Origin of the sequence: Gilliamella sp. Occ4-3, assembly GCF_001690675.1 — a bacterium.
GTDB lineage: Bacteria > Pseudomonadota > Gammaproteobacteria > Enterobacterales > Orbaceae > Gilliamella > Gilliamella bombi.
Genome location: NZ_LZHR01000041.1, coordinates 124,468 through 148,836, shown reverse-complemented (window position 1 = coordinate 148,836; position 24,369 = coordinate 124,468). Strand labels below are relative to the sequence as shown.

25 protein-coding genes and 1 pseudogene are annotated in these 24,369 nt (G+C 33.8%); 11 read left to right on the top strand and 15 right to left on the bottom strand.

The window, feature by feature from the left end:
• The first annotated feature begins 5 nt into the window (after positions 1-5).
• From A9G44_RS04725 to A9G44_RS13970, 5 genes and pseudogenes are all read left to right on the top strand, one after another.
• A complete protein-coding gene (locus A9G44_RS04725; protein ID WP_034914444.1) occupies positions 6-290 on the top strand; it encodes a PTS sugar transporter subunit IIB in 285 nt (94 codons plus the stop codon).
• Between the two features lie 104 nt (positions 291-394).
• Complete coding sequence (locus tag A9G44_RS04720; protein ID WP_065609424.1) at positions 395-913, top strand: YjbQ family protein; 519 nt, start codon at positions 395-397, stop codon at positions 911-913.
• Positions 914-931: 18 nt separating this feature from the next.
• Positions 932-1,582, top strand: a complete 651-nt coding sequence (locus A9G44_RS04715) for a ribulose-phosphate 3-epimerase (RefSeq protein ID WP_034914450.1) — start codon at positions 932-934, stop codon at positions 1,580-1,582.
• Positions 1,583-1,591: 9 nt separating this feature from the next.
• Positions 1,592-2,128: a 6-phospho-3-hexuloisomerase gene (hxlB, locus tag A9G44_RS04710; RefSeq protein ID WP_034914452.1), complete on the top strand. Its 537-nt coding sequence runs from the start codon at positions 1,592-1,594 to the stop codon at positions 2,126-2,128.
• A gap of 172 nt (positions 2,129-2,300) precedes the next feature.
• Positions 2,301-2,462 (top strand): annotated as a pseudogene (locus tag A9G44_RS13970) (IS256 family transposase); the annotation flags it as partial.
• 100 nt (positions 2,463-2,562) lie between these two features.
• Here the strand turns inward: A9G44_RS13970 and A9G44_RS04705 are convergent.
• The 5 genes from A9G44_RS04705 to murA all read right to left on the bottom strand — a co-directional run bounded on the left by A9G44_RS04705 (position 2,563) and on the right by murA (position 6,901).
• A complete protein-coding gene (locus A9G44_RS04705; protein WP_065575148.1) occupies positions 2,563-2,823 on the bottom strand; it encodes a GNAT family N-acetyltransferase in 261 nt (86 codons plus the stop codon).
• A gap of 234 nt (positions 2,824-3,057) precedes the next feature.
• On the bottom strand, positions 3,058-4,020 hold the full coding sequence (gene pfkA / locus A9G44_RS04700; RefSeq protein ID WP_034914458.1) for a 6-phosphofructokinase: 963 nt from the start codon (positions 4,018-4,020) through the stop codon (positions 3,058-3,060).
• 92 nt (positions 4,021-4,112) lie between these two features.
• Complete coding sequence (locus tag A9G44_RS04695) at positions 4,113-5,009, bottom strand: cation diffusion facilitator family transporter (RefSeq protein WP_065609422.1); 897 nt, start codon at positions 5,007-5,009, stop codon at positions 4,113-4,115.
• Positions 5,010-5,020: 11 nt separating this feature from the next.
• Entirely contained in the window at positions 5,021-5,596 is a 576-nt protein-coding gene (locus tag A9G44_RS04690; protein ID WP_065575146.1) for a DJ-1 family glyoxalase III, read from the bottom strand.
• Between the two features lie 51 nt (positions 5,597-5,647).
• Positions 5,648-6,901, bottom strand: coding sequence for a UDP-N-acetylglucosamine 1-carboxyvinyltransferase (gene murA, locus A9G44_RS04685; protein ID WP_034914463.1), 1,254 nt, complete (start codon positions 6,899-6,901; stop codon positions 5,648-5,650).
• A 519-nt stretch (positions 6,902-7,420) separates the two neighbouring features.
• On the opposite strand from murA, the gene A9G44_RS04680 reads away from it, so the two are divergent.
• The gene (locus tag A9G44_RS04680; protein WP_065609420.1) at positions 7,421-8,473 is read left to right on the top strand and encodes an FAD-binding protein; all 1,053 of its coding nucleotides are present in this window, start codon (positions 7,421-7,423) and stop codon (positions 8,471-8,473) included.
• A 45-nt stretch (positions 8,474-8,518) separates the two neighbouring features.
• A complete protein-coding gene (gene can, locus A9G44_RS04675; RefSeq protein ID WP_034914468.1) occupies positions 8,519-9,178 on the top strand; it encodes a carbonate dehydratase in 660 nt (219 codons plus the stop codon).
• 14 nt (positions 9,179-9,192) lie between these two features.
• Here can and nrdG read toward each other — a convergent pair whose 3' ends face one another.
• The 5 genes from nrdG to trxA all read right to left on the bottom strand — a co-directional run bounded on the left by nrdG (position 9,193) and on the right by trxA (position 15,715).
• Positions 9,193-9,657, bottom strand: a complete 465-nt coding sequence (gene nrdG / locus A9G44_RS04670; protein ID WP_065609418.1) for an anaerobic ribonucleoside-triphosphate reductase-activating protein — start codon at positions 9,655-9,657, stop codon at positions 9,193-9,195.
• A gap of 16 nt (positions 9,658-9,673) precedes the next feature.
• Entirely contained in the window at positions 9,674-11,809 is a 2,136-nt protein-coding gene (nrdD, locus tag A9G44_RS04665) for an anaerobic ribonucleoside-triphosphate reductase (protein ID WP_065609416.1), read from the bottom strand.
• Between the two features lie 366 nt (positions 11,810-12,175).
• Positions 12,176-13,591, bottom strand: coding sequence for an NADP-dependent phosphogluconate dehydrogenase (gene gndA / locus A9G44_RS04660; RefSeq protein ID WP_065609414.1), 1,416 nt, complete (start codon positions 13,589-13,591; stop codon positions 12,176-12,178).
• Between the two features lie 172 nt (positions 13,592-13,763).
• Entirely contained in the window at positions 13,764-15,026 is a 1,263-nt protein-coding gene (rho, locus tag A9G44_RS04655; RefSeq protein WP_034910472.1) for a transcription termination factor Rho, read from the bottom strand.
• 362 nt (positions 15,027-15,388) lie between these two features.
• Entirely contained in the window at positions 15,389-15,715 is a 327-nt protein-coding gene (trxA, locus tag A9G44_RS04650; RefSeq protein ID WP_065609412.1) for a thioredoxin TrxA, read from the bottom strand.
• Positions 15,716-15,865: 150 nt separating this feature from the next.
• Here trxA and rhlB point away from each other — a divergent pair, with 150 nt between their 5' ends.
• The gene (gene rhlB, locus A9G44_RS04645) at positions 15,866-17,095 is read left to right on the top strand and encodes an ATP-dependent RNA helicase RhlB (RefSeq protein ID WP_065609437.1); all 1,230 of its coding nucleotides are present in this window, start codon (positions 15,866-15,868) and stop codon (positions 17,093-17,095) included.
• 153 nt (positions 17,096-17,248) lie between these two features.
• Here the strand turns inward: rhlB and A9G44_RS04640 are convergent, their stop codons facing one another.
• Positions 17,249-17,875, bottom strand: a complete 627-nt coding sequence (locus A9G44_RS04640) for a TfoX/Sxy family DNA transformation protein (protein WP_034910468.1) — start codon at positions 17,873-17,875, stop codon at positions 17,249-17,251.
• A 327-nt stretch (positions 17,876-18,202) separates the two neighbouring features.
• Here A9G44_RS04640 and A9G44_RS04635 point away from each other — a divergent pair, with 327 nt between their 5' ends.
• Positions 18,203-18,826 carry a hypothetical protein gene (locus tag A9G44_RS04635; protein ID WP_065609410.1) on the top strand — a complete coding sequence of 208 codons (624 nt, stop codon included), beginning with the start codon at positions 18,203-18,205 and terminating at the stop codon, positions 18,824-18,826.
• A gap of 6 nt (positions 18,827-18,832) precedes the next feature.
• Here the strand turns inward: A9G44_RS04635 and glnB are convergent, their stop codons facing one another.
• Both glnB and A9G44_RS04625 read right to left on the bottom strand, forming a co-directional pair.
• Complete coding sequence (gene glnB, locus A9G44_RS04630) at positions 18,833-19,171, bottom strand: nitrogen regulatory protein P-II (protein WP_034910467.1); 339 nt, start codon at positions 19,169-19,171, stop codon at positions 18,833-18,835.
• A 24-nt stretch (positions 19,172-19,195) separates the two neighbouring features.
• Positions 19,196-20,800 (bottom strand): NAD+ synthase, encoded by a 1,605-nt coding sequence (locus tag A9G44_RS04625; RefSeq protein ID WP_065609436.1) that lies wholly within the window; start codon positions 20,798-20,800, stop codon positions 19,196-19,198.
• Between the two features lie 120 nt (positions 20,801-20,920).
• Between A9G44_RS04625 and aroB the strand changes: the two genes are divergently transcribed.
• Both aroB and A9G44_RS13665 read left to right on the top strand, forming a co-directional pair.
• The gene (gene aroB, locus A9G44_RS04620) at positions 20,921-22,000 is read left to right on the top strand and encodes a 3-dehydroquinate synthase (RefSeq protein ID WP_034910466.1); all 1,080 of its coding nucleotides are present in this window, start codon (positions 20,921-20,923) and stop codon (positions 21,998-22,000) included.
• Positions 22,001-22,244: 244 nt separating this feature from the next.
• On the top strand, positions 22,245-22,499 hold the full coding sequence (locus A9G44_RS13665; protein WP_065609408.1) for a hypothetical protein: 255 nt from the start codon (positions 22,245-22,247) through the stop codon (positions 22,497-22,499).
• Between the two features lie 317 nt (positions 22,500-22,816).
• Here A9G44_RS13665 and A9G44_RS04610 read toward each other — a convergent pair whose 3' ends face one another.
• Together A9G44_RS04610 and accA are read right to left on the bottom strand one after the other, a co-directional pair.
• Positions 22,817-23,185 carry a diacylglycerol kinase gene (locus A9G44_RS04610; protein WP_034910464.1) on the bottom strand — a complete coding sequence of 123 codons (369 nt, stop codon included), beginning with the start codon at positions 23,183-23,185 and terminating at the stop codon, positions 22,817-22,819.
• Between the two features lie 21 nt (positions 23,186-23,206).
• Positions 23,207-24,166 carry an acetyl-CoA carboxylase carboxyl transferase subunit alpha gene (gene accA / locus A9G44_RS04605; RefSeq protein ID WP_034910462.1) on the bottom strand — a complete coding sequence of 320 codons (960 nt, stop codon included), beginning with the start codon at positions 24,164-24,166 and terminating at the stop codon, positions 23,207-23,209.
• Positions 24,167-24,369 lie beyond the last annotated feature (203 nt).

Below are 24,369 nucleotides of genomic sequence, written 5' to 3'. Positions count from 1 at the left end.
TCAATATGAAAAATTTACTCATTATGTGTGGTGCAGGGCATGCAACATCAACTATTGCTGTTAGCAAAGTGTCGAAATGGCTCAATGATGAAAAATTGACGGAAAATGTAAAAATCTATCAATCAAAAATAGCTGATGAATTAAATAAAATTGATTCATATGATGTCGTTATCAGCACAACTATTGTGCCAGAATCAATCAAAGATAAAGTCATAAATGGCTTACCTTTATTAACCGGGGTTGGATTAAACGATTTTTTTGTTGAGCTAAAAAAACGCTTAACCATCTAGTATTAAATTATTAAATAAAGTGTATAAAACAGCGTCCCACTTACTTTGTTGTTTAATCTAATATAACAAGTAAATGGGGCATATTCCTAAGGAACAAGATTAATATGAACATTTTGCATCATGCCATGAAAATACAAACTGTTGCTGGCAGACACTCTTATCATGATATTACCGATGAGTTGAACCGCTTTATTGAGCAATCAAATATCCAAAACGGACAACTAACCATCACTACAACGCATACTACTTGCTCGCTTTTTTTTGATGAATACATGCATGATACTAACTTTTTTGGTGATGAGTTTTTACACGTTGATATTAATAATATTTTAGAAAAAATAGCCCCTAAAATGACTAGCGAAAATCAATACAACAGCCCGGGACCTAAGCATGTTGAGTTTGGTTTAAATTTAAGTGATCCTAATTATCCTGCCGAAAAATGGGTAATGCTCAATACTGATGCACATATTAAATCTTCTTTGTTTGGTAGTTTTTCGATTGTATTAATTATTAAAAATGGCAAGCCTCTCATGGGGGAACTAGGACGTGTTTATTTTGTTGATTGGGATGCATTACGAGAAAGAACCCGTAATGTTAATTTTATGTTGATGGGTTGCGAATAAGAGGTAGGAGGGATAACCATGATTTTGTCTCCATCGTTATTTAATTCAGATCTTTACTTTATCAAAGAAACATTAGATAAGCTTGATTTGCTTGGTATTACGCATTTACATATTGATGTAATGGATAATCACTATGTGCCAAATTTAGGTTTCAATGCAGGGTTTGTGTCAAATTTGAAATCACATACGAATTTTATTTTAGATTGCCACCTAATGGTTGAAAAGCCTGAATCAACGATATTAGACTTTATTGAAGCTAAACCAGATATTATCACTTTTCATTATGAAGCAACGGTTCATCACTCTTTTATAATCAATAAAATAAAAAATAGTAATATAAAAGTAGGTTTAGCTATCAATCCAAGCACCTCGGTTGAACAAATAAAAATGCTATTACCGTTTATTGATCTTATCCTTGTAATGACTGTTAACCCAGGCCAAAAAAACGAATTTTTTTTACCATTCACGTTACAAAAAATTGAACAACTGAATTTAGAAAGAAAAGAGAGAAATTATCATTATGATATTCAAGTAGATGGGAATATTACAGACCAAACCATATCGCCATGTGTAAAAGCTGGCGCTAATAATATTGTTTCAGGTGGATTTATTTTTAACAATAATGATATTCAAAACAATATTGAAAAATTAAAATTGGCAATAAATTAGGGATATGAAATGAGTATAAAAGAAATATTAAACAATATATTAACTGAAGTTTCGGAACAAATAGATGCAATAAACGAAGTACAATTAAATGAATTCAAAAACGCTATTATTAAAGCTAAACATCTATTTTTAGCTGGGACAGGGCGTTCAGGATTAATGATAAGCGCTTTCGCTAATCGATTAATGCATTTAGGTTTGAATGTCAGCTTAATTAGCGAAATCAGCAAACCTAGAGCAAATAAAGGCGATTTGCTTATTCTAGGCTCTAACTCGGGTGAAACTAAAAGTTTAATTGCCTATGCACAACAAGCAAAAAAATTGGGGGTTAAAGTTATATTATTAACAACAAATAGCACCTCAACTTTGGCAAAGTTAGCCGATAATATTGTTGTTATTCCTATCAAAGTAGTTAAATTAAACCAACCAATGGGTAGTATATTTGAGCAACTATCTTTATTGACATATGATAGCCTTATTTATAGTTTGATGGAAAGCTTACAACAGACTCCAGATGTAATGAAGATGCGACATGCAAATATTGAGTGATTTTTGCATTTTGTACATAAAACTTATCGTATTTGAGAAAGTTTTATCAAAATGCATAAGTTTTAATAGCAGCTTATTGCTGCTGTTACGATACATTAGTTATTAGTGTCGAAATGTTTAACAAGTCAAAGTGTGGACATACCAAGAACACAAAGCGATAACAAAAGATTTGAAAGCGAATTTCATCACCAATGCAATAGAGTCTTTAAACAGTCCTATTCGCCATATCATCAAGAAATGTAAAGTTTTACAAACAGATAACTCTGTTAAAAAAGTCATTTTTTGGACAATACCACACGCTTGTAATAAATTGTCTATATCAATCCAAAACTAAAAAAATGCCATAAGTCGGTTCATTATAAAATTTGGTGACAGAATCAACCGTCACCTTGAATATTGAATAGGTAAATACACAAAATTTAGGGTAGTACCTTTCAATCTGATTTTCTAGTTAATTTCTTAATAGCAAACGAGCAAATAGGAATAATCTCACGCTTTTCTTGCTGTAATTTTTCTACTACAAGGTCTAATAAATTATCTGCAATACCTTGACCACGATACGCAGAATCAACATAAGTATGATTAATAGTAGCTTTATCTTTTCCGACCCTTGTAAAGGTCATTTCAGCTATTTCTTTATTATTAGCATCACAAGCATAAAAACGATCATTATCTTCTAAAAAATGTAGTGCCATAAAATTACCAATATAACATTGTAATTAGTTTACTGTGATTCACATCCATACTTGATAAATAAAAACTCTTTTATTATTAAAAGCAGCCTAATTCCATATCGACTCATTTTAAAGGAGTTAGTAGATAAACAAATAGGTGACTGTCATAAAATATCATTTTTACCAGTTCACCTATTAATAAAACAATCAGATATTTATCTACTACTAATTATGCTTAAATGGCAAAATTAACATTTAAAATAATCGTTTGGCTGTATTGTATAGATCCATATCAAATGGACGCTTCATATTATTGATAGCATCTATAATATCGTGATGTACTAATTTACCATTTTGTACGCCAACGCTTCTACCTGCATAGCCTTGTAGCAGTAATTCAACAGCATAAGCCCCCATACGAGACCCCAAAATACGATCATAAGGGACAGGAGAACCACCACGTTGAACGTGCCCTAATACTGTGGCACGAGTTTCGTGATGAACAGCAGCTTCAATGTCTACTGCAAGTTGATTTACATCACACATATGTTCAGTAACAGTCACAATTGCATGTTTTTTACCTTTTGCAAAGCCTAGTTTAATTTCTTCGATTAGATCTTCCTTCGTATAAGAAACCTCTGGAATAATCATAAATTCGCAACCACCAGCAACTGCTGCATTTAAGGTTAAATCACCACAATCTCGCCCCATTATTTCAATAACTGAAATTCGGTTATGTGAAGAACAAGTATCACGTAATCTATCGATTGCTTCAACAGCAGTACTAAGCGCAGTAAAATAACCTATAGTATAATCAGTACCACGAATATCATTATCAATGGTTCCTGGTAAACCAATACATGGAAAACCTTCTTCCGTTAATCGCATTGCGCCCATATATGAACCATCACCACCAATAACAACTAAAGCATCAATTTGATGTTTTTTTAGATTAGCAATGGCTTTTTGTCTTACAGCTTTATCTTTAAATTCTGGAAATCTAGCCGATCCAAGAAATGTACCACCACGAGTAATAATATCAGATACACTTGAACGCTTTAATTGAACAATGCGATCTTCGCAAAGTCCCATATAACCATCATAAACACCAAAAACATCCAACCCTTCTGATAATGCTGTTCTCACTACACCTCGAATAGCTGCATTCATTCCTGGAGCGTCGCCACCACTGGTTAAAATACCTATTTTTTTTATCATATAAATAACTCCAAATTATTAACTTTTAGTTATTATAGAGTCTTAACAGATATCTAACAATAGACAATAAAAGCTATTTTTGATTAAGTTTTCTACTTCATCATTTCGATGGGTACAACAGAAATTGGATCTTGATGAATAATCACCGTTGCAGGAGAAAATTCTTTAGAAATATGTTTTTCAATAGCATCAGCAATGGCATGAGCAGTGATTAAAGGCATATCATCGTCTAATTCAAGATGCAATTGAATAAATTTGAGAGGGCCTGCTTGGCGGGTCTTTAGATCATGAAAACCTCTTACATCTGGATATGAAGCCACAATTTCAGCTATTCGCAAATTATCACTATCTGGTAAAGCGTGATCTAATAGGTCTTTAATTGCATTATGTGCAATGTGATAAGCATTATAACAAATATACAAAGCAATAAAAATTGCAAAAGCCGCATCAGCATAAGTAATGCCATACCAACTTAAACAAAGTGCAATTATAACAGCAATATTCAACAGCATGTCGGAAGAATAGTGCAACATATCGGCTTGAATAGCATTACTTTTAGTGATTTTTACAACATATCTTTGATACAAAACAAGAATGCATGTCACTACAGCAGAAACAGTTGAAACAATAATCCCCAATAAAGGTTCCTGTAGTTCATTCGGATAAATAAAAGAGCGAATACTAGAAAGTAACAAAATTATTGCAGAACCAATAATAAACGCGCTTTGTAATAATGCTGCCAAAGATTCTGCCTTGCCATGACCAAAGGTATGATCAGCATCTGCGGGTTTTAGTGCATAACGAACTAAAAAAAAGTTAACACCAGAAGCAAGTAAATCGATACTTGAATCTAATAATGAGGCAAATAAACTTATTGAACCGGTAAACCAGCAAGTAATAAATTTAATTATAATTAATGAAATAGAGATTGAAACAGCACCTAGCGTTGCTCTTTTAACTAATTTTTCATACAAATGTGAATTTGACATTTAGTGCCTATTTATTGATAGGATTCAATTCCCAAAGGAAGAACTAATTGCTGAGCAATCTCAGCTGCTTTTATTCGGCCTAACAACGCATCTATAATTTTTAAAGCAAAATCAATAGACGTTGCGGGACCTTGGCTAGTAATAACTTTATACAACTCATCAAAATAAACTCTATCGGACTTCCAATTTTTAAACGCCTCTTTAGTGGTTGGATAACCAGTCATATATGCGTGTGGAAATAAGTTATGATGTTGTAAAACCATAGCTGGAGAGGCACAGATTGCAGCAACAATACCACCACTTTGGTGCGTTTGTTTCAATTTTTCGATTAACAATGGGCAATCTCGAAAATTTTCAGCACCTTTAACACCTCCAGGTAAAACAACAACATCAAAATCAATGTATTGAACATCCGAAAGCATTTTTTTTGCCAAAATGGTTACTCCTCGAGAACATTCAATTTCACGAGAACTTGAAATACTTGCAGTAGTAACTTTAATATCAGCTCGGGTTAATAAATCAATAGTGGTTACCGCTTCTGTTTCTTCACAACCATTCGATAAAAACACCAATGCTTGCTTTGTCATCATTACGCTCCTTTTGAAAAAACAACTTATTAATTTTTTAGCGAAAATGAATTATTTCACCCTTTCAATATTGGCGCCTAATTTTCTTAATTTTGCTTCAATATTGTCATAGCCTCGATCTATATGGTAAATACGATCAACAGTGGTTAAACCTTCAGCAATACAACCAGCTAAAACTAGACTCGCTGACGCCCGCAAATCCGTCGCCATTACTTGTGCACCGCTCAATGTTTCAACACCATGGGTAATTAAGGTATTACCTTCAATTTCTGCTTTTGCACCCATGCGAATTAGCTCAGGAACATGCATAAATCGATTTTCGAAAATGGTTTCTTTAATGATTCCTGTACCTTCAGCAACCATATTTAGCAATGAGAATTGTGCTTGCATATCAGTAGGAAAACCTGGATGCGGAGCAGTATGAATGTTAACAGCTTTCGCCCTTTTTCCTTGCATATCTAAACAAATCCAATCTTCACCTACCTCAATCTTGGCACCAGCTTCCTTCAATTTAGAAAGCACCGCATCAAGTAGGGTTGGATCGGTTTTACGGCAAGTGATTTTACTTCTAGATATAGCTGCCGCAACTAAAAAAGTCCCAGTTTCAATACGATCAGGAACTATTTCATGTATACCACCACCTAAACGTTCAACCCCTTCTATCTCAATACGCATTGTACCTGCACCAGTAATTTTAGCGCCTAACATATTTAGGAACTTAGCGGTATCAACAATTTCAGGTTCACATGCTGCATTTTCGATGACAGTTTTGCCTTCAGCCAAAGTTGCGGCTGACATAATCGTAACGGTCGCACCAACACTTACTTTATCCATGACAATATGAGTACCTTTTAGTTTTCCATTGACCGACGCTTTAACATAGCCTTCATCAAGTGTGATTGTCGCACCAAGTTGTTCAAGACCACTAATATGAAGATCAACAGGCCTTGCACCAATAGCACAACCGCCAGGTAATGAAACTTGTCCTTGCCCAAAACGAGCAACAAGGGGACCCAAAGCCCAAATTGAAGCACGCATAGTTTTTACTAGCTCATAAGGTGCACAGTAGTTATTCAGATGACCTGCATCAAGGTGAATAGCATCATTTCGTTCATATTTTACACCTAGCTGGCCTAGCAATTCCAAAGTTGTATCGATATCTTTTAACTTAGGAACATTTCGAAGTTCTACTGGTTTTTCTGCCAAAATTGCAGAAAATAAAATGGGTAGCGCAGCATTTTTTGCGCCAGAAATAACCACTTCGCCATTTAGCGATGTTGGACCTGTTACGTGAAACTTTTCCATTATTAACTCTTATGCGTGACAAATTGGCGATTATTATAGAAGTTATTTACTAATAATTAAATGAATTTCATTAAAAATTGAAAATATCACTTTTTTGAGATCAATAAAAACAAATTTAAATCAATAAGTTAAAAATTTATCTTATTTTGAATCTAGTAAATAATTACGATTAATCAATGATTGATTCAAACGAATTAGCGCTTTATAGTGAATATATTATTTTTACATATAATTTGGGTTATATGACATATACCGCAAGATGTCCTTATATCAATACGATAATATTCAGTCGAGGGAAAAATATATTTGATTCACTTGCAAAAACAAGTCAGATTAATAACAAAAATAAATTCATTAAAAAAAGAACGTTTATATCTAATTTTATACTGAAACACATAGTTACCTGAAACTTTTTTACAAGTTAACTGGCATAGAGAAGTGCTCATCTTTAATAGTCACACATAATTTAATTTGCTAACATAAATGGTTTTTAAACATGGTAAGAAAATACACAATAACATGGATTACGATATCGCAATTATAGGACTAGGACCTGCTGGCAGTACGCTAGCCCGTTTACTTAGTCCTTCATTCAAAGTCATTGCATTAGATACAAAACATAAAACGGGAAATGGTGGATTCCATAAACCTTGTGGGGGACTATTAGCAGATGATGCACAAAAAGCCTTTGCTAGGCAAAATATAAACTTACCAGCTGGTATTTTAACTGATCCTCAAATTTTTAGTGTCAGAACTTATGACTTACAAACCAAACTTATTCGCAACTATCAGCGAAGTTATGTGAGTTTTGATAGGCACAAATTTGATCTGTGGCTAAAATCACTAATACCATCAAATGTAACCGTTCTTCATAATACACTCTGTAAAGAAGTAAGACGTATTATTGATGGTTATCAGATCACTTATCTTGATGAAAATAAAAATGAACACAACGCCACTGCTCAATATGTGGTTGGTGCTGACGGCGCCAATTCTCTGGTTAGACGAATGCGATATCCTCAGCATACGATAAGACAATATGTAGCGATACAACAATGGTTTACAGAGCAACATCCAACGCCATTTAATTCTTGTATATTCGACAATGAATTAACCAATTGCTACTCTTGGAGTATTTCAAAAAATGGTTATTTTATTTTTGGCGGTGCTTTTCCTAAAAAAGTAGCGAATGAAAATTTTGACCAATTAAAAGAAAAATTAACTACACAAGGATTTATTTTTGGTAAACCTCTCAAAACAGAAAAATGTTTAGTGGTTTATCCAAATCGGCTACGTGATTTTTATACTGGCAATGAAAATATTTTTTTAATTGGTGAAGCAGCTGGTTTTATTAGTGCAAGTTCGTTAGAAGGTATTAGCTATGCTTTAGATAGCGCTGAAATTTTAAGTAAAATATTAAATAGTGGCCATCCAAAACCTAATAAATGTTATTATCAACGTACAATACCATTACGCTTCAAACTTTATAGTAAAATTGTTAAAGCCAAACTATTAACAACTCCTTTGTGGCGTAAATTAATAATGAAAAGTAAGATTCAGCATATTGAATAACTTAAAATAAAAAATAATAATGAAATATATTGGGAAATATTAATTATGTTTGATGTAAACGATTTGATCCGTTTTAACCATGAATGGTCAGAAAAAATAGAGCAAGAAGATCCTGAATTTTTTAAACAACTTGCCGTTGAACAAAACCCGAAATTTTTATGGATCGGCTGTTCAGACAGTCGTGTGTCAGCAGAAAAACTCATTAAGTTAAAGCCAGGTGAGTTATTTGTGCATCGTAATGTCGGTAATCTTGTAATACACACTGATTTAAACTGTTTATCTGTCGTTCAATATGCAGTGGATGTACTTAAAATTGAAGATATCATTGTTTGTGGTCATTTAGGTTGTGGTGGAATTCGTGATGCGGTTGAAAATCCTGATTTAGGGCTAATTAATAACTGGTTACTGCATATTCGTGATCTTTGGTTTCGAAACAGCTCACTTCTAGGGGAATTTCCACCCGATATCCGTTTGGATGTTTTATGTGAACTTAATGTAATTGAACAAGTATACAATCTTGGACACTCTACAATTATTCAATCCGCATGGCAACGAGGTCAAAAAGTTAATTTACATGGTTGGGTTTATGGGATTCATAATGGCAAAATTACTGATTTGCATATCACTTCATCAAGTAGCGAAAATCTTGAAATTAATTACCGAGAAGCTATTTCTTATCTTCTAAATTTACATAAATCTCACTAATTAGCCCATGATTTTTATTTAAAACGATGGATAACTTGATTGCTGCTTCCTCGCCATAATAGGCGAGGATCAGCAAGTTCCTGCACAAATTTCCCATCAATTAACACATCAATATAAGGAATAACCGCTTGTTGTTCAGCTGTTAACTCATCAAGCTTATACCCAGTCCAAAGCCAAATATCTTTATTATCGCATTCAGATTTAACACGTTGGACCAGTTTTAATATAGTTGCAACGTTTTGAGGATGCAAAGGATCACCGCCAGAAAGCGATAATCCTTGACGTTTTATTTCAGTATCTTGTAAATCTTTAATGATTTGATCTTCAAGTGCTTGTGTAAATGGTAAACCAGAATTTACTCCCCATGTACTTTTGTTATAGCAACCTGGGCACTGATGTACACACCCGGCAACAAAAAGAACACAGCGAGTTCCTTCCCCATTAACAACATCAACTGGATAATAGCGATGATAATTCATAAATATTTATTGATTATTAACCAATTTGACCATTATTTAAATGTTTAACTCGACGTTTTACTTCTTCTTGCTTACCTGCATTGAATGGGCGGGCATCAGGACTACCTAAATATCCACAAACACGACGAGTAACCGATACTTTTGAAGAATCATGATTTCCACAACTTGGGCAAACAAAGCCTTTGCTAGTACAAGAAAATTCACCGGTATAACCACATTCATAACATTCATCTATTGGCGTATTAGTCCCATAATAAGGAACTCGTGAATAACTATAATCCCAAACATCTTCTAATGCTTTGATATTGTTAATCATATTTGGATATTCGCCATAACAGATGAAACCACCATTAGCAACTTGAGGATAAGGTTTTTCAAATTCAATTTTTTCGTACGGATTAACCTTTTTCTCAACATCAAGATGGAAACTGTTAGTGTAATAACCTTTATCAGTAACACCTGGAATTACACCAAATTCAGCCGTATCAAGTCGGCAAAATCGATCACATAAATTTTCGCTTGGTGTGCTATATAAACTAAACCCATAACCAGTTTCGCTTTTCCATTGATCTACTGCATTACGTAAACGCTCAACAATTGCCACACCTTTTTCGCGTAATTTATCACTATCAAATGGATGCGTTTGATTTCCGTAAAGTGCATTTAATGTTTCATGAAGACCAATATAACCTAAAGAAATTGAAGCTCGCCCATTTTTGAAAATTTCAGAAACATTGTCATCTTCGTTAAGTCTTACACCACAAGCACCTTCCATATATAAAATTGGTGCCACTCGTGCTTTTACGCCATCAAGTCTAGCAATACGCGTCATTAATGCTTTTTTACATAGTTCTAAACGTTTATCTAAAATTTCCCAAAATCGAGCTTCATCACCTTTAGCTTCAATAGCTATACGAGGCAAATTTAGACTAATTACACCTAAATTATTGCGCCCATCATGAATTAACTGACCGTTTTCTTCATAAACACCCAAGAAACTTCGACAACCCATTGGCGTTTTAAATGAACCCGTCACTTCAACAACTTTATCGTAATTTAAAATATCTGGGTACATCCGTTTACTTGCACACTCAAGTGCAAGTTTTTTAATATCATAATTAACATCGCCCTGTTTATGGTTAATACCATCTTTAATGGCAAAAACAAGTTTTGGAAAAACTGCTGTTTTATGATTTTTACCTAATCCTTTGATACGAACTTTTAAAATAGACTCTTGAATTAAGCGTGATTCCCAACTAGTCCCTAAACCAAAACCAAAAGTAACGAACGGAGTTTGTCCATTAGCTGTGTGTAAAGTGTTTACTTCATATTCAAGAGATTGAAATGCATCATAACATTCTTTTTGAGTACGACTTTTAGCATAAGCTTCTGGATTCGGAATATTCCATTCTTCAGCCACTTGTTTGTGTTTGTTATAACTAATAGTAACAAACTTTGCTAAAACCTCATCGATACGATTAATAGTCGTGCCACCATAAATATGGCTAGCCACTTGTGCAATAATTTGTGCAGTTACTGCAGTTGCTGTTGCAATTGATTTTGGTGGCTCAATCTCAGCATTACCCATTTTAAAACCATTTGTTAACATACCATCTAAGTCAATTAACATACAGTTAAACATAGGAAAGAATGGAGCATAATCTAAATCATGATAATGAATTTCACCACAATCATGAGCACGAGAAATATCTTTAGGTAACAAATACTGCTTTGCATAATGCCTTGCTACAATACCCGCAAGTAAATCACGTTGGGTTGGAATCACCTTGCTATCTTTGTTAGCATTTTCATTTAAAATAGCGACATTACTTTGCTCAATTAGTCCTCGAATATCCTGATTTAGACGGCTACGTTCTTCTCGAGCACGATCACGATCATGGCGATACTCAATATAAGTTCTCGCTAATTTTTTATAAGGGCCTGACATTAACTGATTTTCAACTGCATTTTGAATTTCGTTGATATCAACACTTTCACGTTCGCTCATTTGATTAGTAACAACACGAGCAACCGTTGCGCAATAATCTGGGTCATGAACATTCGTCGCCACAGCTGCTTTGACAATTGCATCTTTAATTCGAGTCTCATTAAATGCAGTTTGACAACCATCTCGTTTTATTACTACAGGCATATATACTCCTCAATATCCATCAATAACTCGCGTTAGTCACAGGTGTTATACCAACATTAATATTCGTTGTTATTATTCATTTTTTATCAAATCATTAGTTTTTTGATATAATCCCGAGGTTTTCTACCGCTTAAATAATACTATATATAGTAAATAATATTTAATTATACACAATATATAGTGTTTTTCTAGGGTTTTTAATAAATGAAATCACTTGACAAATTTAAAATCAATAACGACAAGGATTTATGAAATATCGAAATACAAAAAAGGAAAAGAAGAAATAAGTTCACTAATAACAGATATACAAAAGTGCAAACTCTCTTGCACTTTTGTTTAGTAAAATAAGGTTACAAATTGAAAATATTAAGATTCAATATTTAACCAATCAGTATGAAACACACCTTCTTTATCAATACGCTCATAGGTATGAGCACCAAAATAATCCCGCTGTGCTTGAATCAAATTAGCTGGTAATACCGCTGATCGATAACTATCATAATAAGCAATCGCAGCTGAAAGTGTAGGAACTGCAATACCTTGTTGCACCGCTAAAGATACCACATCACGCAATGATTGTTGGTAAGCCTCGACCGTTTGATTAAAATAAGGCGCTAACAATAAATTATCAATCTCATTATTATCGGCATAAGCATCAGTAATTTTTTGAAGAAACTGTGCACGAATAATACACCCTGCTCTAAAAATCTTAGCTATTTCACCATAATTTAAATTCCATTGATATTTATGAGAAGCAGCTTTTAGCTGTGCAAAACCTTGTGCATAAGAGATAATTTTACCCATATACAGTGCTTTACGGATTTTTTCTATGAGCTCCTGCTTATCACCACTATAAGGCGCTTTTTGAGGACCTTTTAACACTTTTGCCGCCGCAACTCGCTGATCTTTAATTGCTGATAGATAACGAGCAAATACAGACTCAGTGATTAAAGATAAAGGCTCACCCAAATCTAAAGCACTTTGGCTGGTCCATTTACCTGTACCTTTATTGCCTGCCGCATCTAAAATCACATCAATTAAATAATTACCGTTTTCGTCTTTATGCTTAAAGATATCAGCGGTAATTTCGATTAAATAACTGTCTAACTCGCCTTTATTCCAATCTGTAAACACCTCAGCAAGTTCATCATTAGTTAAACCAACAGCATGTTTTAATACCGAATAGCTTTCAGCTATCAGTTGCATATCGCCATACTCAATGCCGTTATGAGCCATTTTTACATAATGACCAGCGCCATTTGGACCTATATAAGCAACACAAGGCTCACCATTAGCCTTAGCTGCAATCTTCTCTAATATTGGTGCAACTAATTCATAAGCCTCTTTTTGCCCACCAGGCATAATTGATGGACCTTTTAGCGCTCCCTCTTCGCCACCTGAAACACCAGTACCAATAAAGTTAAATCCTTCTGCTAACAATGTTTTGTTTCGACGAATTGTATCTTCAAAATAGGCATTCCCGCCATCGATAATAATATCACCTTTATCTAAAAGTGGACGCAACTCATCAATTACCGCATCGGTACCTTTACCTGCTTGCACCATAATCAGGATACGGCGTGGTTTTTCTAAAGAATTGACAAAATCTTCAATTGTATAATAAGGAACCAATTTCTTATCAGAATGTTCGGCCATGACTTGTTCTGTTTTATCTTTAGAGCGATTATAAATAGCAACAGAAAATCCTCGACTTTCAATATTGAGCGCAAGATTTCGCCCCATAACTGCCATTCCAATAACACCGATTTGTTGTTTTGACATGATTTGGCTCCTTTATTAAACCTCTATAACCTTAACCATAAGGTTTTAACAACACCTAAAACTTAATTAAGTTTTATAAATTACGCTATATTTTGCCATAAAAAAAGCCGTATCAGAATACAATACGGCTCTTTTTCATGACTTTAATGATATTTACTATCAACTGAATAAATCATGAACGTTTCATCATTTCGAAAAACTCATCATTAGTTTTAGTCATGGCAAGTTTATCGATCAAGAACTCCATTGCATCAGTCTCACCCATTGGGTTAAGAATTTTGCGTAAAATCCACATTTTTTGTAGTTCATCAGGCGAAGTCATTAGATCTTCTTTACGTGTACCAGAACGATTAAAGTCAATAGCAGGAAACACACGACGTTCAGCAATTTTACGCGATAAATGGACTTCCATATTACCAGTACCTTTAAACTCTTCATAGATAACTTCATCCATTTTAGAGCCAGTATCAATCAATGCTGTTGCAATAATTGTTAAACTACCACCTTCTTCCACATTACGTGCAGCACCAAAAAAGCGTTTTGGACGATGTAATGCATTCGCATCCACACCACCAGTCAATACTTTACCTGATGAAGGTACAACTGTATTGTATGCACGAGCTAAACGTGTGATCGAATCTAATAAAATAATCACATCTTTTTTATGTTCAACCAAACGTTTTGCGCGTTCAATAACCATTTCAGCAACTTGAACATGTCTTGCTGCTGGTTCATCGAATGTCGATGCAACAACTTCACCTTTAACTAGACGCTGCATTTCGGTCACTTCTTCGGGACGCTCATCAATCATTAATACAACTAACTCGCATTCAGGATGATTAACCGCTAAGCTTTGTGCAATATTTTGTAAAAGCATTGTTTTACCTGCTTTTGGTGGTGCAACAATCAAGCCACGTTGACCTTTACCAATTGGTGATGCTAAATCAAGAACTCTTGCGGTGATATCTTCGGTAGAACCGTTACCTCGTTCCATTCGTAAACGAGAATTTGGATGAAGTGGAGTTAAGTTTTCGAAAAGAATTTTATTGCGGGCATCTTCTGGTTTATCGTGATTTACTTCATTTACTTTTAATAAAGCAAAATATCGTTCACCTTCTTTTGGCGGACGGATTTTACCTGCAATGGTATCACCAGTCCTTAAATTAAATCGTCGAATCTGACTTGGTGATACATAAATATCATCAGGACCAGCTAAATAAGAGCTATCGGCTGAACGTAAAAAGCCAAATCCATCTTGCAAAATTTCCAGTACGCCATCACCAAAAATATCTTCACCACTTTTGGCATGTTGTTTTAAGATTGCAAAAATAATGTCTTGTTTTCTAAGTCGAGCAAGATTTTCAAGCCCCATCTTTTTTTCTCCAAGCGCTACAAGCTCGGAAACAGAAGTGTTTTTTAATTCAGTTAAATTCATAATGTTAAAAATTCTTGAGGATAAAATTGATATGTTTGCAATTTAATATTATTTTTGTATATTTGTTTAATTTGCTTATAAAAAGCTCTCTTACAACACTTAATTTCAATCGATTGCTAAGCTTTTGATGATAATTAAACATTTGAATATAGAATTTCACCACTTTACCAATAAAAACAATGAATTGCAGAAAGGGATACATGTAAGAGAAGCACAGATTACACTAAAATCATTAATTTGTCTACAATTAATTGAATATAACTATTATAAATTAATAAATCTAGTAAAATTAAAGACACAACAAAAGAGCAATGTAAAATTCATTACTCTATTAACCATATTATAAAAACATAAAGTAATTATTACAATTGAGGATCAATAAAATCTCTAAGTTGAGCTTTAGATAAAGCTCCTACTTGAGTGGCAGCTACTTGTCCGTTTTTGAAAATCAATAAAGTAGGAATACCTCGTATACCAAATTTAGGTGCTATATTGGGATTTTCTTCAATATTCAATTTGGCAATAACTATCTTATCGCTATATTCTTGAGCTATTTCTTCCAAAATCGGAGCAACCATTTTACAAGGCTTACACCATGAAGCCCAAAAATCAACGAGTACTGGTTTCGATGATTCATTAACTACTTTATCAAAAGTTGCTTCTGATAACTGAACGATATTATCACTCATTTTTGTCTCCTACATTTTTACTTTTTACCATAATAGATTACTTTGAATTTCTCTACTAGCAATTAGTATAATAGGATATAATTATTAGTGATGTCACTATATTTAGTGTGTTATAATCTGACAATTCTGATAATTATATTCACAACAATAATGATTCAATCATATCTTACCAAAACAACTTTTAGCCAATTTCCTCTTCATCCTTCAGTGTTAAAAGCACTTGAAAAAAAAGGATTTGTTTATTGCACACCAATTCAAGAAAAGACATTACCGCTAACCACTAACGGAATGGATATTGCTGGGCAAGGACAAACAGGAACAGGCAAAACCATGGCGTTTTTAGCATCAACATTTAATCACTTGTTGAATCATGAGCCTTTACCTGATCACAAAATAAATCAACCAAGAGCAATAATTATTGCCCCTACACGCGAATTAGTTGTACAAATATACCATGACGCTGAACGGCTATCTGAAGAAACAGGATTAAAATTAGGATTAGCTTTTGGTGGTGATGGCTATGATAAACAATTAAAAATGCTTTCCACAGGGGTCGATATTTTAATTGCCACAACAGGACGATTGATTGATTATGCAAAGCAAAATTATATTAATTTAGACGCAATTCAAGTTGTCGTATTAGACGAAGCCGATCGCATGTTTGATTTAGGATTTATCCGTGACATACGTTGGGTTTTCAAACATATGACACCACCACAAAAAAGATTAACCATGTTGTTTTCTGCAACATTAACACACAACGTGCGTGAATTAGCCTTTGAGCATATGAATAATCCTCAGTATATTGAAGTTGAACCAGAACAAAAAATTGGGCATCGCATTAAAGAAGAACTATTTTTCCCATCTAACGAAGATAAATTAGCACTTTTACAAACACTAATTGAGGAAGAATGGCCTGATCGTTGCATTGTGTTTGCTAATACCAAAGTAACTTGCGAAAAGATTTGGCGGCACCTTATCGCTGATGGTCATCGTGTTGGATTATTAACTGGTGATATTGCTCAGAAAAAACGTTTATCAATTTTAGAACAATTTACCCAAGGTCATCTTGATATTTTAGTTGCTACCGATGTCGCAGCCAGAGGATTACATATACCTAATGTTACTCACGTTTTTAATTATGATCTGCCTGATGATTGTGATGATTATCGTCATCGAATTGGAAGAACAGGGCGTGCAGGAGCTGGAGGTTACTCAATTTCATTAGCCTGTGAACGTTATTCACAAAATTTACCTGCTATTGAAAAAGCAATTGATCATGCTATTCCTGTTAGTCAATATGATCCTTCTGCGCTACTGGTTGATTTGCCTCATCCCAAACCATTTAGACGTCCACCACGTAGAAAACCATCAAATTGACTAAACTAAATAGTAGATAGAAAACATAAATAATATCAACCATAAAAAATTATCTAAAAATGTAATTATACTTCATCGTAAAGCATTTTTAGATAACTGTTATTATTATGGTGATATTATTATAAGTACTTTGATCAACATAGCCAGTCAAAATTATTCTTTATATGAGTCATTATCCATCTGGTTTAAAAAACATTGATATTCAAGTTCAATTTCTTTTTTAGTCTCCTTGGACAAAGTTGCAACATGAAAACGATGTAAAGAACTATATAAAACAAACAATATATTAATGGAAATGGCTTCTTTTTTTTGTTTTATTTTATAATATGCGTTCAAATAACCTACCTTTTGAAAGGTATCAACATCTTTAATTCCAACACTACACAATAACCTTTCTAACGACAAAGTCATATTTGGCAACTCTTTTATCCGCTTTGCTTTGATTTCGTTTTTTTCATATTGCTCTTTTTTAGTATACTTTATCACCATCTGTACCATAGAAAACAGTTTTTCATGATCCTTAAAAAGTTCATTACCTACCTTATAATAATCAAGCAATTTAGTAGACATGCCTGTCGTTATACTTAATGGCTGCATACCCAAATCAATAAAAAGTGAACGATAATCTGGATGCCCTCTTAAATAAAAGCTTTTTTGGGTAACCCAACCAAACATTATATCTTTACTATTAACACTAAATCCTCCAAAAAACGTTTTAATTGAAATATCTTCAACGTCAGAAAGCTCTGTTAAAATTCGATTTGCAAATGTTGAGCACATAATTAATTTCCATCTAAACTTTATTGAGTAACTGAAGTAACTTACTAGTTAATCTAAATTATAGTTATTTTATATTCAAACTATTTCTAAATTAATACATAAATATGCGATCTGCATTCCATATATAAACATAAAATACATTATTACTTGATAAATTATATTTTTGTGAAATTAAATTAATTTTTGTAAAGAGTTTTAGCAAAGAAAGACAAAGCTAAATAGTTAGAAAAAAAAGAAAATAGCTTTAACATTGTTATTCTGTCGTAATAATTATACAATCACGGGGTAATTAATTTTGGTACCTAAATTTTGCCTAATCGAATCAATATGATAAAAAACATCATTACTCTATTTTTTATATTTTATTCTTTTATCGCATCAGCCGATAAAGTGCCATTGATTGATTCGTTAATGCTTTGCAACTCTGATTTTTTTAGAGAAGTTTATAGCAATAAAAATGAACTAGAAAAATATACTAATATAAAAGTTTTTAATAAAAATCAAGCCAATATTGTTATTGAAAATCGCTCTGATATAACTAAAAACTACGTTTATTTCAAAACTCCTATGACTTATAAAAACCTAACAATCATTGGCTATTATGATAGTGCCATGGATCTTGGCAAAATGGGAAAATATTATTTCTGGGGATTTATAATCGATAATGATATTAATCAAATCAAAGATGCTTTGAATTTTGTAGATTGGAAAAATATGGAAGATAACCTACTGTATATCGCAAATCCAAAGATTCGTAATATTAATGACGATCTCCAAACTTGGCATAAAAATACCGGAACTGTTGTCGGTGTTAAAACCATTCCAGCTCCAGATACCACCGAAAAACTGCTATTACTCGAAAAAAGCCCAAATATGAACCTTCTTATTTGTTCGATTCAAGGTATTGTGACTTCTGAGCTACTCAAACAAGAACGACCTGACATTCAGTAATTTAAACTAAATCGCAGATTCATCCATTTCGCCAGTTCGAATACGAATGACTTGTTCAACGTTATAAACAAAAATTTTGCCATCACCAATTTTACCGGTTTGTGCTGTCTTCATAATAGTCTCAATACACATTTCTAAAATATCATCAGACACAATAAGTTCAATTTTCACCTTCGGCAGAAAATCAACCATATATTCCGCACCGCGATAAAGTTCAGTATGCCCCTTTTGACGACCAAAACCTTTAACTTCAGTAACTGTCATACCTGTAATACCTTGATCAGCAAGTGCCTCTCGAATATCATCTAATTTAAATGGTTTAATAATAGCTTCAATCTTTTTCATATTTAATTTACCTTTAATTCAAGATCACCAATTTTTAAATCCGAAAGCAGAAGTAATAGGATAACGGCGACCTTTGCCAAAGTTACGAGCTGTTATTTTCGGACCGACCGCTGATTGGCGACGTTTATACTCATTTATATCAACCAATTTAATAACACGCCTTACAGTTGCTTCATCATAACCTTGCGCAATAAGTTGTTCAACGGAAAGATCTAGTTCGACATAACCTTTCAAAATTCCATCTAAAATATCATAAGGCGGTAAACTGTCTTCATCTTTTTGATCTGGAGCCAACTCTGCTGATGGAGGGCGAGTGATCACTCTTTCAGGAATAACATAAGAACGAGTATTCCGATATTTTGACAATGCAAAAACCATGGTTTTAGGCACATCTTTCAGAACATCAAACCCACCAGCCATATCGCCATAAAGAGTTGCATAACCTACCGACATTTCACTTTTATTACCCGTTGTCAGCACCAGCCTGCGCCGTTTATTTGATAGTGCCATTAAAACAACACCACGACAACGTGCTTGAAGATTTTCTTCAGTAGTATCTTTTGGCGTACCAACAAACATTGGACTTAACGATGCCATAAACGCATCAAACATTGGCTCAATCGAAATAATATCAAATTCAACCCCTAATATTTCAGCTTCTTCTTTGGCATCAGCAATACTAATATCAGCAGTATAACGAAATGGCATCATCACTGCCTGAACTTTATCTTTCCCTAGCGCATCAACTGCAATAGCAAGGGTTAAAGCTGAATCAATCCCTCCAGAAAGCCCTAATACTGCACCTTGAAAGCCATTTTTAGTAACATAATCGCGAGTCGCAAGTACCAATGCATCATAAACTGAAGCTAATTGATCATTTTCATTATTATCAATTATCGCCTGATAATTTACACCATATTCAAAAGAAGAAATTTGCTCCTCAAATGATTTTAGCTGACAAACAATTTCACCAAGCTCATTACAAACAAATGATCCGCCATCAAACACCAGCTCGTCTTGACCACCCACTTGATTAACATAAATGAAAGGTAAACCTGTTCGTTTAACATGCTGTTTAACTAACTCTCGACGATTTTTCTGCTTGTCGCAGTCATAAGGCGAAGCGTTAATAGCCACAACAAAATCAGCCTGAGCCTTATGGATATTATCAACTGGTTCAAATTGCCAAAGATCTTCACAAATTAGTAAACCAATCCTTTTACCTTTAAAATCAACTACGCAAGTTTGATTGTCAGCCGTAAAGTAACGCTTTTCATCAAATACATCATAATTAGGTAATCGCTGTTTATGATAGCGAGCTAACAATTCGCCATCATGAAAAAATGAAAGAGCATTATAAATATTTTGATCTTGCCAATGTGGATGTCCAACAATAACTGCACAGTGCCGACTCACTTGTTGAATCAACGATAATGCTTTTTGGCAACGAGCTTTAAAATCAGAACGAAAAATTAAATCTTCAGGTGGATAACCGCATAAAGCAAGTTCTGAAAAAATAATGAGATCATCGGAGGAGTGGCTATTTATCAATTCAATAATCTGCTGAACGTTCCCTTCAATGTCGCCTACACACCAATTTTTTTGTGCTAAAACAATAGATAAAGACATATAAAATTTAATATCACAAATCAAAATTATCAATAAGTTTAAATGATTCTAAGTTGCACTGCCACTTTTTTATCGCTAACATGCAACAATAAATCCACTTTGACTTGTCTGGAAATTAATATGCAAAAAACATTAAATGTAGCACTAGCTAAACGCAGTTATCCAATCACAATTGGTGAAAATCTACTAAGTGAATTTCAACATTTTAAACTCCAAGCAGGACAACGCGTACTCATTGCGACCAATGAAACCATAGCCCCACTTTATTTACAAACACTAATTGATATGCTTGAAAAGCATGGTGTAAAAACCGATTCAGTTGTTGTTCCTGATGGTGAAAAATATAAGACCATGGAAACATGGAATAGCATTTTGACAACGTTACTGGCAAACAATCATACTCGCAGTAGTATACTTATAGCACTAGGTGGAGGTGTGATTGGTGACATTGCAGGATTTGCCGCTTCAGCTTATCAACGTGGAATTAAGTTTATTCAAGTGCCGACAACGCTATTATCACAGGTTGATTCCTCGGTAGGAGGTAAAACAGCGATTAATCACCCACTGGGTAAAAATATGATTGGCGCATTTTATCAACCACAGTCGGTTGTGATTGATCTCAGTTGTTTAAAAACATTACCACAAAGAGAGCTTTCGGCTGGACTTGCCGAAGTTATAAAATACGGCATTATTTTAGATGCTAAATTTTTTGATTGGCTTGAAGAACACATCAACGATTTACTAAACCTAGATGTTAATGCATTAAGCTACTGTATTTACCATTGCTGTGAACTCAAAGCACAAGTGGTTGCTGCTGACGAAACAGAACAAAACATGCGAGCAATCTTAAATCTTGGTCACACTTATGGGCATGCCATAGAAGCAGAACTAGGCTATGGAAATTGGCTACATGGCGAAGCTGTCAGTGTTGGTATGCTAATGGCTGCACAAACAGCCAAACTACTTGGTAAATTGGATCAAACTGATATTGAACGAATTAAGAACTTATTAATTCGCGCTAAACTACCTGTTAACAGACCCAAAAAAATGTCAATTGAATCTTATCTGCCACATATGTTACGAGACAAAAAAGTATTATCTGGGCAATTAAGGCTTGTTATACCAACAAAAATTGGTCATGCTGAAGTGATAGATGGCATTGATAAAGACATGGTAATTCAATCTATACAACTAACTTAATCTATAATTGATAACCAATAGTTGCATCATTTACATATAGAAATTAAGTGTCTGGTTAAAGTCGGAAAGTCCATTGAAGTTAAATTAAGGCGACAAGCTAAACGCTATAACAAAACCTATCTGGGTAAATGCTATAGTTGATGCCAAACGTTTACCTTTATCTTTGCTTAAAAACGAAACCAAACAAAAAATGCGAGAGTATTTATTTGTCGGTCAGTATTGATGATTTTTCACATGAACTTTTATGCAGGCATTTACCCCAATAAATCCCGATTTAATTCAGCACTATTTATATAAACAATGTGTTAACCCAATATCCTTTATCATTGAATGTATTTATTCCAAGAATGGACATGAATATCAAGGCACTGGTGAGGAGCTATTTGTTAAAACGTGTAACAACCATCGTATCCATCGAGAATTCACGAAACTAGCCTGTCCACAAACGAATGGGAAAGCTCAAAAGAGTGATACGAACTTTAATGGAAATGTAGAATAATCAGAAAATATTTAGCCATTAAAAAGATAGAAAACACAATATTAAACGATTTATTAGCTATTATAATACAATTAAACCCCATAAAGCGATTTCGAAAAAAACGCCTTATAAGTTTTTAGAGGATTATTTTAACCATAAAGTGTAAATAACCCTGTATTTTCCTACAAAAGCGTTGTTATTTTTATTTTCCAGCGTAATTATAATAATATTTTTATAAATTTTTATTGGAAAACCAATCCTATTCTAGTTTAAGAATAGTTTTTTGCGATTAAACTATTGTCAAAAACTTTCAGGAAAACCTACGTTTAAATCAAAAATCATGATGAAAAATGACAAGAAAATAGATAAATCCATAAAATAATAGTCAATAATAACGACAAAAATACCGCCGCCGAGCCATAATCCTTTGCTCGGCCAGATAAATCATGCCTTTCAGAGCCAATACGATCAACTACACACTCAATTGCACTATTTATTAACTCAGTAATCATCACCACTCCAATTGAACCAAGTAGCAAAATACGTTCATAAATAGAGAAATCAATTAGCATTACAACAATATAAGCCACAACTAATAGAATTAACTCTTGGCGAAATGCAGCTTCATGTTTGATCGCCGATTTTAAGCCTTTTAAAGAATATTTTGTTGCTTTAAGGATACGTAGTAAGCCTGTCGATTTTTTCATTACAATATTCCAAATTTAAAATTACCTTACGTAGCCATAGTTCATCAAGCGTTGATATCTTCTTTCTAGTAATACAGATAAATCCATACTTTCAAGTTCATCAAGATCACTAAGTAACTGTGTTTTGAGTGAATTAGATACAACAGCATAATCACGGTGGGCACCGCCCAGTGGCTCAGGTATAATCGAATCAATAAGATTCAATTTTAGTAATTTATCTGCAGTCATATTCATAGCTTCAGCTGCAACTGGTGCTTTATCAGCACTTTTCCATAAAATCGAAGCACAACCTTCTGGCGATATAACAGAGTAAGTACTATATTGAAGCATATTAACTTTATCGGCAACCCCAATAGCAAGAGCGCCCCCAGAGCCTCCCTCTCCAATTACTGTACAAATAGTTGGTACTTTAAGACGTGACATTTCTCTTAAATTACGAGCAATAGCTTCTGCTTGCCCTCGCTCTTCGGCACCAATACCGGGATAAGCACCTGGAGTATCAATAAAAGTGATAATCGGTAATTTAAAACGCTCCGCTAATTGCATTAATCGTAAAGCTTTACGATACCCTTCTGGAGCGGGCATACCAAAGTTCCGGTAAATTTTCTGTTTTGTTTCTCGACCTTTTTGATGCCCAATAACCACCACAGATCTTCCATCAATACGAGCTATTCCACCAACAATTGCTTTGTCATCGGCATAAGCCCTATCACCAGCTAATTCATCAAAATCAGTAAAAATTTCTTTCAGATAATCCAATGTATAAGGACGATTTGGATGTCTAGCTAGTTGCGCAATTTCCCAGGGAGTTAAATTAGCAAATATTTTTTTTGTTAATTCACGACTTTTTTTATGTAATTGCTTAATCTCTTTATCTAAATTAATATCTAATTCAACTTGTTGCGAATCAATATTCTTTAAGGAATTAATTTTTGCTTCTAATTCCGCTATCGGCTTTTCAAATTCCAAAAAATTGTTCATAACGCTTGTAATTGCCTCTTAATTTATTTGGTATTTTAAAAAAATACACATCTAATACAGTATACTGGCTAATTTTTAAAATAAAATTAATCCAATTCTACTATGTAATACTCATTGAAGTCACCTAAATTTATATTATTAGACTTCAACTATTCAAAATGTTATACCACTTACATTTAATTAAAGTAACATTATTTAATAAA

Excerpts from the sequence above, each read along its gene's own strand:
- hxlB (WP_034914452.1), top strand. The coding sequence starts at position 1,592 with ATGAGTATAAAAGAAATATTAAACAATATATTAACTGAAGTTTCGGAA.
- nrdG (WP_065609418.1), bottom strand. The coding sequence starts at position 9,657 with ATGAATTATCATCGCTATTATCCAGTTGATGTTGTTAATGGGGAAGGA.
- A9G44_RS04720 (WP_065609424.1), top strand. The coding sequence starts at position 395 with ATGAACATTTTGCATCATGCCATGAAAATACAAACTGTTGCTGGCAGA.
- A9G44_RS04680 (WP_065609420.1), top strand. The coding sequence starts at position 7,421 with ATGGATTACGATATCGCAATTATAGGACTAGGACCTGCTGGCAGTACG.
- nrdD (WP_065609416.1), bottom strand. The coding sequence starts at position 11,809 with ATGCCTGTAGTAATAAAACGAGATGGTTGTCAAACTGCATTTAATGAG.
- can (WP_034914468.1), top strand. The coding sequence starts at position 8,519 with ATGTTTGATGTAAACGATTTGATCCGTTTTAACCATGAATGGTCAGAA.
- A9G44_RS04610 (WP_034910464.1), bottom strand. The coding sequence starts at position 23,185 with ATGAAAAAATCGACAGGCTTACTACGTATCCTTAAAGCAACAAAATAT.
- pfkA (WP_034914458.1), bottom strand. The coding sequence starts at position 4,020 with ATGATAAAAAAAATAGGTATTTTAACCAGTGGTGGCGACGCTCCAGGA.
- A9G44_RS04725 (WP_034914444.1), top strand. The coding sequence starts at position 6 with ATGAAAAATTTACTCATTATGTGTGGTGCAGGGCATGCAACATCAACT.
- A9G44_RS04625 (WP_065609436.1), bottom strand. The coding sequence starts at position 20,800 with ATGTCTTTATCTATTGTTTTAGCACAAAAAAATTGGTGTGTAGGCGAC.
- glnB (WP_034910467.1), bottom strand. The coding sequence starts at position 19,171 with ATGAAAAAGATTGAAGCTATTATTAAACCATTTAAATTAGATGATATT.
- rho (WP_034910472.1), bottom strand. The coding sequence starts at position 15,026 with ATGAATTTAACTGAATTAAAAAACACTTCTGTTTCCGAGCTTGTAGCG.
- rhlB (WP_065609437.1), top strand. The coding sequence starts at position 15,866 with ATGATTCAATCATATCTTACCAAAACAACTTTTAGCCAATTTCCTCTT.
- A9G44_RS04695 (WP_065609422.1), bottom strand. The coding sequence starts at position 5,009 with ATGTCAAATTCACATTTGTATGAAAAATTAGTTAAAAGAGCAACGCTA.
- A9G44_RS04635 (WP_065609410.1), top strand. The coding sequence starts at position 18,203 with ATGATAAAAAACATCATTACTCTATTTTTTATATTTTATTCTTTTATC.
- A9G44_RS04715 (WP_034914450.1), top strand. The coding sequence starts at position 932 with ATGATTTTGTCTCCATCGTTATTTAATTCAGATCTTTACTTTATCAAA.
- A9G44_RS13665 (WP_065609408.1), top strand. The coding sequence starts at position 22,245 with ATGCAGGCATTTACCCCAATAAATCCCGATTTAATTCAGCACTATTTA.
- accA (WP_034910462.1), bottom strand. The coding sequence starts at position 24,166 with ATGAACAATTTTTTGGAATTTGAAAAGCCGATAGCGGAATTAGAAGCA.
- murA (WP_034914463.1), bottom strand. The coding sequence starts at position 6,901 with ATGGAAAAGTTTCACGTAACAGGTCCAACATCGCTAAATGGCGAAGTG.
- A9G44_RS04705 (WP_065575148.1), bottom strand. The coding sequence starts at position 2,823 with ATGGCACTACATTTTTTAGAAGATAATGATCGTTTTTATGCTTGTGAT.
- trxA (WP_065609412.1), bottom strand. The coding sequence starts at position 15,715 with ATGAGTGATAATATCGTTCAGTTATCAGAAGCAACTTTTGATAAAGTA.
- A9G44_RS04640 (WP_034910468.1), bottom strand. The coding sequence starts at position 17,875 with ATGTGCTCAACATTTGCAAATCGAATTTTAACAGAGCTTTCTGACGTT.
- aroB (WP_034910466.1), top strand. The coding sequence starts at position 20,921 with ATGCAAAAAACATTAAATGTAGCACTAGCTAAACGCAGTTATCCAATC.
- gndA (WP_065609414.1), bottom strand. The coding sequence starts at position 13,591 with ATGTCAAAACAACAAATCGGTGTTATTGGAATGGCAGTTATGGGGCGA.
- A9G44_RS04690 (WP_065575146.1), bottom strand. The coding sequence starts at position 5,596 with ATGACAAAGCAAGCATTGGTGTTTTTATCGAATGGTTGTGAAGAAACA.